Here is a 13,462-nt window from a genome sequence, read left to right as displayed (position 1 = left end):
AAAACCAAAAGTTAGATACATACGTAAGTTTAAATAAAATAATTTTGAAATTATTATAGAATGATTAAGAAAATGACAGAAAATAATTTTTCTTTTTTGAGTTTGACTGCTTTTCTCTTGTTTTTTCTCAATGTGCAGGCACAGTTTGTAGTCAAAAATGATGATTCTTTAAACAAATTCTCATTGCACGAGTTTGTTTCTATAATCGATGTACAAGACCAAAATTTAACTATAAATCAAGTTGTTGATAGTTTTGGCAGTTATAAGCCTACTCCTTTACGTTCAGAAAATGATGATTTAGGTTTTTCGCAAAATCATTTTTGGGCCAAAACTGGTTTGGTAAACGCAACAAACAAGGAACTACTTTATTATCTAGAAACAGCTCGACCTATGACTGATGTTGTAGAGCTGTTTATCATAGATCGTTTGACGGGTAAAATTACCAAAAAAATTAGCGGTGATGCCTTGCCCTATGAAACACGTGATTTTCCAAGCAGGAAATCAATTTTTGAATTAATACTGCCACCAAAAGCGCAGTTTGATTTGTATTTGCATTTAAAAAGTGACGGAGAAGTTCTTAAAATTCCGATGCTTATTTATTCAACAGACAGTTACATTTCTATGATATCTAAGGAAAATCTATTTTTTGGAATTCTTTATGGAATGCTTTTGATTGTTGCAATAATTTATTTTTTCTTCTTTTTCGCTTTAAAGGAAAAAATTTTCTTATTTTATAGTTTGTACGTAATTTTTGTGGGCTTATTACAATTTTCATTAGATGGGTTTTTTTACAAATTCATTGTGTCTGATGGAGGTTGGTTTTCAAGACATGCGATTATTTTGATTGCTATTGTAGCAGTTTTTATGACAGGTATATACAGTCAGTTTTACCTACGAATTAAGGAGAATAGTAAAAGCATTTATATACTTTTTATGTTTGCTTATGTGTTGTTGGTTTTTCTTTTATTATCGGTTGTTTTTTTGCCAAGTATTTTGCTTTTCTCCTACATTTTTGTTAACGTTTTAACTTTGATTTTTTTATCATTAATTGTGTTTTCGATTGGTTTTTTATATTTTACTAAGAAGCCAGTAGACCCATATTTTACAATAGGTATTTTGTTTTTGATTTTGGGCTTTGGTGTTTTTATTTTATACAATTTTGGGTTATTACCGATTACTTTTTTTACACAAAACAGTTCTAAATTGGGTACTGCACTTGAGATGGTCTTTTTATCATTGTCAATGTCTAATTTAATACGAAATCTTAAAAACGAAAAAAACGAATTAACCCGTCTTGCTTTAGTGCGTTCAGAAGAAATGAATGATTTAAAATCCTATTTTTTATCGAACATTAGTCATGAATTGCGAACACCACTGAATGCAATTATGAATTTAATTGATTCTATTTCTAATGAAGTTCATGATGATAAAATCAGAAAAAATTGCCAAATTATAAAGTACTCTTCTCATAGTTTATTAAGCTCTGTGAATGATATTTTAGATTTTTCTAAAATTGAAAAAGGAGAATTAAAACTAGAAAGGAACCAGTTTGATCCCGTTCAGGTTTTTGAAAATTTAAAGAATAACGCCATTAATAGGGCCGAGGATAAAGGATTAGTATTTCAGTTTTCAAAGTCAGGTACTTTTCCTGATTTAGTAATTGGGGATGTGAATCGTCTGGTTCAGGTTGTGAATAATGTATTGAATAATGCCATTAAATTTACAACCAAAGGATTTGTGAAATTTCATGTTGATTGCCAGTTGAAAGAAGGTAACAAAGTCAAATTGATTTTGACTGTTTCAGATTCCGGTGTTGGTATTCCAAAAGATAAAATAGAAAGTATTTTTGACTCTTTTTCTCAAAATAATATTGATAATAAGCGAAAATTTGGTGGACTTGGTTTAGGACTTTATATCGTTAAAACTTTAGTCGATATGCAAAACGGAACTATCCAAATGAATAGTAAAATAAACGAAGGGACGACCTGCGTTGTTACTATTGATTTTGCCGTTTCAACAGAAAAGAGAAAGCTGGAAGCTTCACCTAAAACAGTCATTGATGATTTAGCAGGGAAATCTATTTTAGTGGTAGAGGATAATCCTATCAACCAAATGGTTATAAAAATGATTGCAAAAAAATGGTTGAATACCAAAGTGGTTTATACTAATAATGGTCAAGAAGCACTCGATGCATTTAAAACAAATCAATTTGATATTGTATTAATGGATCTACAAATGCCAATCATGGATGGGTATGAAGCAACAGTTGCGATTAGAAATGGCGAAGCGGGACCACACAACAGTAATATTCCTATTATAGCAGTTACCGCCGATGTGATGGAAACCACAAAAGACCGTGTAAAGGAAATAGGAATGAATGATTATTTATCTAAACCAATAAAGAAAGAAACTTTATATGAGGCGGTTAAAAAATTAGTTTAACTGTAACGCATGCGGACATAAACATGTTTAATGCCTTTTTTGTCCGATTCTCTTTCATCGATTTCGAGTATATCAGTGAGCGATTTAAGCATGGGAGTTAGTTTTGAAAAGCCATAATTTCTAGGGTCAAACTCCGGTTTTCTCTTTACAATCATGTTTCCCACATCTCCTAAAAATGCCCAACCATCATCATCACAGATGTCTTCGATTGAGGTTTCAATAAGCTCTATTGTATCTGAATCTATTTTGTTTAATGATTTTTCTACGGGTTTTTCAATTGGTTTCCCAACAGGTTTTTTAGTATCTGAGGTACGCTTTTTTGCTTTTTTCTTAATAGCACCATCTAAAACTTCGATGTAAATGAAACGGTCGCAGGCTACAATGAACGAATTGGGTGTTTTTTGTTCGCCAATTCCAATGACTTTCATGCCGGATTCTCTCAATCGGATGGCTAAACGTGTAAAATCAGAGTCGCTGGATACAATACAAAATCCATCTACTTTATCGGAATACAATAAATCCATAGCATCAATAATCATCGCAGAATCAGAAGAATTTTTCCCAACCGTATAACTGTATTGTTGAATAGGAGTTATAGCATGTTCTAATAAGACACTTTTCCATCCTCCGGCATTCGGTTTAGTCCAGTCAGCATAAATACGTTTGGTAGTGGGTGTGCCAAATTTAGCAATTTCTTCCATCATTCCTTTAACATTGCTATAAGGAACATTGTCAGCATCAATGAGAACAGCTAATTTTAATTCTTTTGTATTTTGTGACATAAATTTAATGTTGAAATATTTATTCAAATATACAAAGTTTATTGAGGAATTCGCCTCGAAGTTTGTGGATTAACTTTGATAGAAAAGCTGTTTTTTACACTACTATAGAGCAGAACAAAACAATATTTTCGTAACAACACAAAAGATAAATTCTAAAGCTGGACATCAAAGAATTAGAGTTGCTAAATAGTTACTGATATTCATGGTAACAAACCCTAAAAAATAATTTCGCTTTCAACACCTTTATAAAATTTAAATAATTATTTTTGCAACTTCTTAAAATTAAAATTATTACTTGACATATTATGGTAAAAGATTTATTCGAAAGGATTCAAAACAATAAAGGACCTTTAGGAAAATGGGCTTCACAAGCAGAAGGTTACTTTGTTTTTCCTAAATTGGAAGGTGAGTTGGGTCCAAGAATGCAGTTTGGTGGAAAAGATATTTTGAATTGGAGTTTGAATGACTATTTAGGTCTTGCTAATCACCCGGAAGTGCGTCAAGCAGATACGGAAGCAGCAGCACAATATGGCGCAGCTTACCCAATGGGAGCGCGCATGATGAGTGGTCACACTAAATATCATGAGCAATTAGAGAATGAATTGGCAGCTTTTGTAATGAAAGAATCGGCATATTTATTGAATTTTGGATACCAAGGAATTATGTCAACAATTGACGCTTTGGTTACAAAAAATGACGTAATTGTGTATGATGTTGATGCACATGCTTGTATTATTGATGGCGTTCGTTTGCACATGGGGAAACGTTTTACATACCGTCACAATGATCTTGCAAGTATGGAAAAAAACTTGGAACGTGCTACAAAATTAGCTGAAGTAACAGGAGGAGGAATTCTTTTTATTACAGAAGGTGTTTTTGGAATGCGCGGACAACAAGGAAAATTGAAGGAAATTGTTGCCATGAAGGAAAAGTATAATTTCCGTTTGTTGGTAGATGATGCACATGGTTTTGGAACACTTGGAAAAACAGGTGCAGGTGCAGGTGAGGAGCAAGGTTGTCAAGATGGTATTGATGTATATTTCTCTACTTTTGCTAAATCAATGGCTAACATTGGTGCTTTTATAGCAGCTGATAAAGATATTATTGATTATTTAAAATACAATTTGCGTTCTCAAATGTTTGCGAAAGCATTGCCAATGATACAAACAATTGGTTCTTTGAAACGATTAGAGTTGTTGCGTAATCACCCAGAATTGAAAGATAAATTGTGGGAAAATGTAAATGCGTTGCAAAACGGATTGAGAGAGCGTAATTTTAATATTGGTGACACAAATACTTGTGTAACTCCAGTATATCTAGAAGGAAGTGTACCGGAAGCAATGATAATGGTAAACGATTTAAGAGAAAATTACGGGATTTTCTTGTCGATTGTAATTTATCCTGTGATTCCAAAAGGGATTATCTTGTTGAGAATGATTCCTACAACGTCTCACACATTATCAGATGTAGAAGAAACACTAACGGCTTTTGAAGCAATTCGTGAGAAATTAGAAAACGGTACGTACAAAGAAATTGCAGCACGTACTACTGTTGATTTAGATGCTTAGTTTTATAAAAATATAATATTTTAAGTTTTTTTAAATACCATCAACTTTTGTTGATGGTATTTTTTTAAAATTAATTTTGCTAACAAAGTGTATAGTAACATCAACTAAATTTTAATTTTTTGAAAAAAGTAATTTTATTAAGTGCTATTTTTATAAGTGTTTTAGTCTCTTGTAAAAATGAAAAAGAAATGGAGAAAGTTCCAGTTTCATTAGATGAAATTGATTTAAAATTAGTTTCAGAGGAATGCTATAGTGCGATTATTAAAAAAGATACTATCTCTATGTCTTTGAATTTAAAAGGTAGTCAAGTAGTTTCGGGAAATTTGAGTTATAAATTTTTTGAAAAAGATAAAAACGAAGGCTCTTTAGTGGGAGTCATAAAACAAGACACCCTTTTTGCAGAATATACTTTTATGTCAGAAGGAGTTTCATCCGTTCGTCAAATTGTTTTTTTGAAACAAGGAAATACGTATGTTGAAGGTTACGGAGATGTAGTTGCTGATGACAAAGGTAAAGTGACCTTTAAAGATAAAAAACAATTGAAATTTGATGGGAATGTTGTTTTGACAAAAGTAGCTTGTAAAATTTAAATAGAAAAAACGGCTCAAATAGAGCCGTTTTTTTATAATTCTTTTCTAAAGGTACATCGACGTTTATGTACGACCGTATTAAAATGTTTCCACAAGTTAATACTAGCTGCATTGTCTGCTAATTCTGGCGTTCTGAAGCAATTAATAATGCCTTTTTCTTTGAAAGTTTCGTAGTATTCTTTGAAAATTATTGCGGTTACGGCTTTGTTTTGATAATCAGGATGTACGCCAATTAAATAAAAAAGTACATCCTTACTTTGTTTTTTTGCTTTTAGTAAATGAAGAAATCCAAAAGGGAATAACTTACCTTTTGCTTTTTGTATTGCTTCTGAAAAAGATGGCATCACAATGCTAAAAGCGACTATGTTATGGTCTTTGTCTTCCACAAATTTGATATATTCAGGATTGATGAAGTTGATATATTTTTTCTTAAAAAATTCTTTTTCAGTATCAGAAATAGCTACAAATGAAGAAAGCGAAGCATACGATTTATTGAACAAATCAAACATTTTATCTACATGCGGCATTACTTCTTTAGTTGATTTAAAATTAAGCGGGCTTAACTGGTATCTTCTTTTTACCAAATCATTTGCCTTTTCAAAAAATTCTGGTTTTACATTGGAAAAAGGAAATTTACTTTCAATGTATTCTTTTTCTTTAATGTAACCCAAATTCTCGAAATGAGCAGCATAATAGGGATGATTGTACCACGTAATCATCGTCCCCAGCTCGTCAAAACCTTCGGTAAGCACACCCACTTTATCCAGATTTGAAAACCCCATAGGGCCCTCAACATATTCTAGATTATTTTTTCGACCTAACTCGTAGACTTTTTCTAAAAGTGCTTTGGTAACATCAAGATCATCAATTACATCAAACCAACCAAAACGGACTTTCTTTTTTTGCTGTTCATTCACTTCACTCCAATTAATAATTGCAACGATCCTTCCAACAATTTTATGGTTTCTTTTTGCGATATAAAAATAAGCTTCTGCCTTTTCAAAAGCTGGATTTTTTGATTTGTCAAAGGTTTCTAATTCATCAGCAATCAATGGTGGCACCCAATTTTTATTGTTTTTGTACAAAGAAAAAGGGAATTTGATGAATTCGGTTAATTCACTTTTAGTAGTGGCTTCTTGAATTGTAATCATTCTTTTTTTGAAATTCTATGTTTATCCTTTTTTTGTCTTTTTTGCTCTTCTTTCTGCTTTTTTTCCGGAATCTCCGCCAGAGTCGATATTAACTCTTACTTCTTCATAATTTGCATCATAACGCCAAGATACTCCTATCCCGCCGTAGAATATAGATGGTGTGTTTTTTAGACTTGTACTTACGGATGCGTCTATTTGCATATCTTTATTTATCAAAAATGCAGCGCCTCCTCGTACAATAGCATCACTATAAAAATCACTTTTGAAACCCTGATTCTCAATAAAGCCAGACCATTTATCACTAATTCCTTTAGTTAAAGTTAATACATAGCCGTAACTTGGGAAATCAGTCGTTACATAATCTCCTATTATATTGGTTACAAAAACCCAACTTCCGTCACCGAAATGGTTTTGCGTAATCAACATAATCTTAGGAGAAATGCTAGATGCTGAAGAAAAAGAATAGGGATTATCTCCCATAGTTAAATTAGCACCCGCAAAAACTGAAACGGCAGGTACTAGTTGACGCCAGTTAAAACTACGATTGGCTTTCCAGCTATAGATGTTAACTTTTTTTTCGTAATTTTTAAAAGGATCGTAAATTAAATATTTGGCTCCTAAAACTGTTTGTTTAAAATCTGCACGATTGGATGTGCTAAATAAGGAGGTGTATTTCTCGTTTTGATATTGAATATCGGCTATCAATTCCAGTTTTTCCATAAATAATCCCCATCGTAAGGTGGCATCAATCCCAAAACCATTGGCATCATAATTCAATAAGCTATGATTTTGTTTTATGCCGTAAACGCCTGTTTCTATTTGGATTACTGACTTTCCAACTGCGTAAGCCGACATGGTTTCTCCTGGTCTGTTAGAATTTATTTGATCAGTATGTTGACCATAATGAATGCTTGGAAGCATTGCAATAGCTACTATAAGTAAGATTTTAATTTTGGACATATTATTTTTATTGGGTTAAAAAGTAATAACGCTTTTCAAATGTACTATATTTTATTATTTATTTAAGATAGATATTTTAATTTTGAACGGTTGATTTATTATTTTTGGAAAAAATTACATTTATATGCAAACAGCTTCCTTTATGGGTTTTATAAAAGCAATAATTTATATGATTGCTTTCTACTATATTTTTAGATTTTTAGCAAAACTTTTTTTACCATTAATAGTCAAAAAAGTTGTTCAAAAAGCGGGAGAAAATATGCAGAAACAGCAACAGTATGCACAAGATAATTCTTGGAAAAAAACACAAACTAAGGATGAAGTAATATACAATACTGCAAATGCTAAAAATCCACGCGAAACCAAAAAAGTGGGAGATTATGTTGATTACGAAGAAATAGATTAAATTTGTCATTTTTAGCACCGTTTTTATTCTAATCCAAACCATTTTACATTGAAAATAATAAATAAGTTCTATCCGCACGCTCTTGCCATACTTGGTTTTGTTGTAATTTCTCTACTTTATTTTTATCCTGTTTTGCAAGGAAAACAAATTTTCCAGTCTGATATTGTACAATATACTGGAATGGCTAAGGAGCAAAATGATTTTAGAGCAACGGATGATATTGAGCCTTATTGGACTAACTCAGCATTTGGTGGAATGCCAACTTATCAATTGGGAGCAAAATATCCGCACGATTATATTGGTGCTTTAGATGATGCGTTGCGATTTTTACCCCGTCCTGCGGATTATTTATTTTTATATTTCCTTGGATTTTATGGTTTAATGCTGGTGCTAAAAGTTGATCCTTTGAAAGCCTTTTTTGGAGCATTGGCCTTCGGTTTATCTACCTATTTGATTATCATTCTCGGCGTTGGTCATAATGCTAAAGCGCATGCTATTGCATATATGCCGCTGGTTATTGCCGGTTTTATTCTGGTTTTTCAAAAAAAATATATTCTGGGAGGTTTGATTACGCTTTTTGCGACAGCATTAGAAATCAATGCGAATCACTTTCAAATGACGTATTATTTATTGATTTTCTTATTGATTCTTGTTGCGTATTTTATTTATCAGCAAGTAAAAGAGAAGGAATATAAATCCTTGTTGTATTCCTTTGGGATATTAGCTGCAGCTGGAATTTTAGCTATTGGTGCTAATGCTACAAATCTATTAGCAACATCTGAATATGCGGATTTCAGTATTCGTGGTAAAAGCGAACTGACATTTAATCCAAATGGTTCCAAAAACGAGACCACCTCTTCAATGCCTAAAGATTATATCACGGAGTATAGTTATGGAGTAATGGAAAGTTTTAATCTTATTGCACCCCGACTTTTTGGTGGTTCTAATAATGAGGCAGTAGGGAAAGACAGTAACATGTATGAATTCATGATTGGTCAGGGAGTTCCAGAAGATCAAGCAACTGATTTTGTTTCGGGAATGCCAACATATTGGGGAGATCAACCTATTGTGGCAGCTCCTGCTTATATTGGAATTGTGGTATTCTTTTTGGCTGTTATGGCTTTATTCAAAGATAAAAGAAAGATTAAATACGTTTTTCTATCCGGTTCAATAGTTGCGTTAGTTCTTTCTTGGGGTAAAAACTTTCCTATTTTGACTGACTTTTTTATTGATTATGTTCCATTGTACGATAAGTTCAGAGCGGTATCTTCCATTCAAGTTGTTTTGGAGCTTTGTATCCCAGTTTTGGCTATTATGGGATTACAGTCTTTTTTTAAATTAGACAAAAAACTACAATGGAAAGTATTATATGAAACCACAATTTTAGGTTTAGGAATTATTTTGATTTTATTTTTAAGCAAAAGTATGTTCAGCTTTTCAGGAGGAAACGATGCTTATTTTCAAGAAAGTTATGGTCCTGAATTTGTAAGTGCGCTTAAGTTAGATCGAATGAGTTTATATAGTGCAGATTTGTTGCGCTCAGGCTTTTTTATAGTGCTAACAGCCGGAGTTCTATGGTTATTTATTAAAGATAGATTTGCCCAAAATACTGCCATTATTATTGTAGGTCTATTAATGGTTTCTGATTTGTTTTTTGTGGATAAAAAATATGTTTCCGGGAAAGATTTTGTGAGCGGAAGCCAAGTTGAAGTGCCTTTTCAAGAGTCACCTTCGGATACTGAGATTCTAAAAGACACGACTAATTATCGCGTTTTTGAAGTAGGCGATATCATGGGTGCAAGAGCTTCATATTTTCATAAATCTATTGGAGGTTACAGCGCTGTAAGACCTAGAAGGATGCAGCAATTAATTGATTATCAGATATCAAAAAACAACATTGAGATTCTTAATATGCTTAATGTAAAGTATGTTATCCAAAAAGACAAAGAAGGAAAAGAATTCCCTGTATCAAATCCGGATGTTAACGGAAATGCATGGTTTGTGAGCCAAGTAAAATTAGTAAATTCTCCGGATGAAGAGATGAAAGCATTGGATAGTTTGGATTCTAAAAATGTCGCAATTGTAAATAGTAAAGATTTTGAAATTAAAAATTCGGCTTTCGCCAAAGACAGTTCAGCGACTATAACTTTAGAAAATTATAAACCTAATTACTTAAAATATTTGTCTAATAATCAAAAAGAAGGTTTAGCCGTTTTCTCTGAAATGTATTATGGAAAAGGTTGGAATGCCTACATTGATGGTAAAAGTGTAGAACATATTAGAGTTAATTATGTTTTAAGAGGATTGCAAATTCCAGCAGGGAAACACAAAATAGAATTTAAGTTTGAACCACAAGTTGTAAAAACTGGAAGTACCATAACGTTAATTAGTTCTATAGGAATTTTGATTCTCTTAGTAGGAGGGATTTATTTTGAAAGGAAGAAGGGTTTAAAGCTTAAAGTTTAAAGTTTTTTGAATATTGAATAATTATGTTGAATTCTGAGGTTTCGTAACCTTAAACCTTAAACCTTAAACTTGGAACCAAAGAAAATTTTAATAATTACCTATTATTGGCCACCGGCGGGCGGGCCAGGTGTGCAACGTTGGCTTAAGTTTGTAAAGTATTTGCCAGATTTTGGCGTTCAGCCCGTTGTTTATATTCCAGAGAATCCAACGTATCCTATTGTTGATAAAAACTTGGTTAAAGAGGTTTCTGACAAGGCAATTATTTTGAAACAGAAAATTTTTGAGCCGTATCAACTAGCTTCTTTTCTTTCAAAAAACAAAACTAAAAAAATCAGTTCAGGAATTATCCCAAATCAGAAAAAGCAATCTTTTCTGGATAAAACCTTTCTTTGGATTCGTGGGAATCTTTTCATTCCGGATGCACGCGTTTTTTGGGTTAAACCGTCGGTTGCTTATCTGGAGAAATACATTGCAGAAAATAATATCGATACCATAATAACTTCTGGACCGCCACATAGTCTGCATTTGATTGGATTAGAATTAAAACAAAAATTAGATTTAAAATGGTTTGCTGATTTCCGCGATCCATGGACGACTATTGGCTATCATAAATCCTTGCGATTGTCCAGTTTTGCGGCAAAAAAACATAAAGCATTAGAGCATCAGGTTTTGAATACAGCCGATACTATTATTGTGACGAGTAAAACCACTAAAACAGAATTTCAAGCGATTACAAATAAACCAATTGCGGTAATTACCAATGGCTATGATACGGAGCAAGTTGAAAAACAAACTTTAGATACTAAATTTACCTTAGCACATATTGGTTCTTTTCTTTCTGAGAGAAATCCTCATGTTTTATGGGAAAGTTTAGTAGAATTGATTCATGAAATTCCTGATTTTAAAACGCATTTAGAAATAAAACTTATCGGAGCGGTTAGTCAGGAAGTTTTAGAAACTATTTCTCAATTCGGTCTAAATTCCTTTTTGAATAATTTGGGTTATGTTTCACATGCAGAAGCAATCGCCCACCAACGAAAATCTCAAGTTTTGTTACTTATCGAAATCAATTCTGAAGACACTAAAAGCATTATTCCAGGAAAATTATTCGAATATATGGTTTCTGGCAGGCCAATTATTGCTATTGGTCCCAAAGATTCTGATTTTGCTGAAATTATAACGGAAACTAATACAGGTGTATTTTTTGATTATTCGGAGAAAATGAAACTTAAAAGTGTAATTTTGGACTTTTATAATCAATTTTTGGAGGGGAAATTACAAGCTAACGGAGTTGGATTACAACTTTATTCTAGAAAAAATCTCACGAAAGAATTATCACAATTAATCCAATAAAATTAGAAGTATTACCTGCTTTTAACCTAAAATTTTAAACGCCTAAAATGGGAATAGTATTAAATCAATCTTTAAAGAATACGATAATTACCTATTTGGGTTTTGGAATTGGGGCAATCAACACACTTTATTTATATCCATTTTTTTTAGGAACTGTATTTTATGCTCTAACGAATTACATACTTTCATGGGCAAATATTATTATGCCTTTATTAGCCTTTGGGATGCAAAATACTTTAGTAAAGTTTTATACTCAATATAAAACAGAGGAAGAACGTTCTCGTTTTCTATCATTTACAGTATTAATTCCTTTATTGTTGTGCATTCCTTTAGTATTGATTGGATTGTTCTTTTTTGAACCCATTTCGTTGTATTTGAGTAAAGAGAATCCTGTAGTTAAGGATTATTTATGGCTTATTCCATTTATAGGGCTGAGTATGGCTTATTTCGAGATTTTTTATGCTTGGGCAAGAGTTCATATGCATTCAGTTTTTGGAAATTTTGTTAAAGAGGTTGGCCTAAGATTATTTTCTTTATTTGCCTTGATTGGAGTTTATTACGAATGGATTTCTGTTGTAGAATTTATTTATGTTACTGCTATTATTTATTTTCTGGCTTGTATTATTACCATGCTTTATGCTTTCCATATAAAAAAACCTGTTTTCCAATTCTCCATACCTCAAAATGTGAAAGATGTTTTAGTGTATACTTTTTTCATTATTTTATCTGGTAGTGTCGCCGTTATGTTGTTAGATATTGATAAGATTATGCTGAATCAATATATTAAAATTGAAAATATAGCCTATTATTCAGTTGCTACTTATATTGCTTCCGTTATTGCAGTTCCTAGTCGTGCAATGCATCAGATCACATATCCCATAACTGCTAAATTGATGCATGAGAATAAACACGATGAATTAAATGATTTGTATAAAAAGACTTCTATTAATTTGCAAGTTGTTGGAGGTTTTGTAATGCTATGCATTTTTGTTAATATCAATCAGTTATATGTCATGGTCCCAAAAGAATATAGCGGTGGAATTCTTGTGGTATTTTTGATTGGGATATCTAAATATTTTGATTTGATTTTAGGAAATAATAATGCTATTATTTTCAATTCAAAATACTATCGAATGGTTTTGTTTTTAGGACTATTACTTGTTTTTTTGACAGTTGGGTTAAACATGTTTTTTATCCCAAGGTTTGCCATAACAGGAACAGCAGTCGCTACGCTCTTATCGATAACTTTGTACAGTTTGGCTAAATTACTTTTTGTTGTCAAACGAATGCATTTGTACCCATTTACACATCAGACGTTGTACTCTCTTGCAATTACTTTTGGAATATTTTTATCCTTTTATTTTTGGGAATTTCCATTTAGTCCCATAATTAGTATTGGGTTAAAATCAGCTTTGGTTACTCTTCTTTACGTTTATATCAACTACAAATTTGTTATTTCAATTGAAATTAATCAAGCTTTAGATTTAGTTTTAAAAAAACTGAAAATTAGATTGTAAATTTTTAGTATTAAAGCAGCACACTTTTTTTTTGAAATTATTTTATACCTAAAGTTTATATTGGACTAAGCATAATAGTATAAAATTATGGTGTTCAACCTTTTTATATTATTATTATTATTATTATTATTAACCCGTTGGGTGAAATTAAATTAAGGAAAAAAATCGGGGAAAGATATTGGTCAAGATACTGAAATTCAGTATCTTGAAGTTGCAAAACAAACCAA

At 31.9% G+C, this 13,462-nt stretch carries 10 protein-coding genes; 7 read left to right on the top strand and 3 right to left on the bottom strand.

All coding sequences use genetic code 11. The features are described 5' to 3' along the window. The first annotated feature begins 72 nt into the window (after positions 1 to 72). Positions 73 to 2,442 carry a hybrid sensor histidine kinase/response regulator gene (locus DFR66_RS12165; protein WP_242008676.1) on the top strand — a complete coding sequence of 790 codons (2,370 nt, stop codon included), beginning with the start codon at positions 73 to 75 and terminating at the stop codon, positions 2,440 to 2,442. On the opposite strand, the gene DFR66_RS12160 is transcribed toward DFR66_RS12165, so the two are convergent. Further along, positions 2,439 to 3,224: an NYN domain-containing protein gene (locus DFR66_RS12160; protein WP_114755108.1), complete on the bottom strand. Its 786-nt coding sequence runs from the start codon at positions 3,222 to 3,224 to the stop codon at positions 2,439 to 2,441. The two genes, DFR66_RS12165 and DFR66_RS12160, sit on opposite strands and share 4 nt — an antisense overlap. A 305-nt stretch (positions 3,225 to 3,529) precedes the next feature. On the opposite strand from DFR66_RS12160, the gene DFR66_RS12155 reads away from it, so the two are divergent. Together DFR66_RS12155 and DFR66_RS12150 are read left to right on the top strand one after the other, a co-directional pair. Further along, positions 3,530 to 4,792, top strand: coding sequence for an aminotransferase class I/II-fold pyridoxal phosphate-dependent enzyme (locus DFR66_RS12155; RefSeq protein WP_114755107.1), 1,263 nt, complete (start codon positions 3,530 to 3,532; stop codon positions 4,790 to 4,792). A gap of 119 nt (positions 4,793 to 4,911) precedes the next feature. After that, entirely contained in the window at positions 4,912 to 5,382 is a 471-nt protein-coding gene (locus tag DFR66_RS12150; protein ID WP_114755106.1) for a hypothetical protein, read from the top strand. A gap of 32 nt (positions 5,383 to 5,414) precedes the next feature. Here DFR66_RS12150 and DFR66_RS12145 read toward each other — a convergent pair whose 3' ends face one another. Both DFR66_RS12145 and DFR66_RS12140 read right to left on the bottom strand, forming a co-directional pair. Then, positions 5,415 to 6,533: a GTP cyclohydrolase gene (locus DFR66_RS12145; RefSeq protein ID WP_114755105.1), complete on the bottom strand. Its 1,119-nt coding sequence runs from the start codon at positions 6,531 to 6,533 to the stop codon at positions 5,415 to 5,417. A gap of 21 nt (positions 6,534 to 6,554) precedes the next feature. Continuing rightward, positions 6,555 to 7,493, bottom strand: coding sequence for a transporter (locus tag DFR66_RS12140; protein ID WP_167400511.1), 939 nt, complete (start codon positions 7,491 to 7,493; stop codon positions 6,555 to 6,557). A 124-nt stretch (positions 7,494 to 7,617) separates the two neighbouring features. Between DFR66_RS12140 and DFR66_RS12135 the strand changes: the two genes are divergently transcribed. From DFR66_RS12135 to DFR66_RS12120, 4 genes are all read left to right on the top strand, one after another. Beyond that, positions 7,618 to 7,899: a DUF4834 family protein gene (locus DFR66_RS12135; protein WP_114755104.1), complete on the top strand. Its 282-nt coding sequence runs from the start codon at positions 7,618 to 7,620 to the stop codon at positions 7,897 to 7,899. Positions 7,900 to 7,947: 48 nt separating this feature from the next. Next, positions 7,948 to 10,365 carry a YfhO family protein gene (locus DFR66_RS12130; RefSeq protein WP_114755103.1) on the top strand — a complete coding sequence of 806 codons (2,418 nt, stop codon included), beginning with the start codon at positions 7,948 to 7,950 and terminating at the stop codon, positions 10,363 to 10,365. A 69-nt stretch (positions 10,366 to 10,434) separates the two neighbouring features. After that, positions 10,435 to 11,718: a glycosyltransferase family 4 protein gene (locus DFR66_RS12125; protein ID WP_114755102.1), complete on the top strand. Its 1,284-nt coding sequence runs from the start codon at positions 10,435 to 10,437 to the stop codon at positions 11,716 to 11,718. Positions 11,719 to 11,765: 47 nt separating this feature from the next. Continuing rightward, positions 11,766 to 13,235 carry a lipopolysaccharide biosynthesis protein gene (locus DFR66_RS12120; protein WP_114755101.1) on the top strand — a complete coding sequence of 490 codons (1,470 nt, stop codon included), beginning with the start codon at positions 11,766 to 11,768 and terminating at the stop codon, positions 13,233 to 13,235. Positions 13,236 to 13,462: the final 227 nt, after the last annotated feature.

This window comes from Flavobacterium glaciei, assembly GCF_003350545.1.
GTDB lineage: Bacteria > Bacteroidota > Bacteroidia > Flavobacteriales > Flavobacteriaceae > Flavobacterium > Flavobacterium glaciei.
Note: the sequence above shows the minus strand (reverse complement) of the source record. Positions and strands in the feature narration are given on the sequence as shown.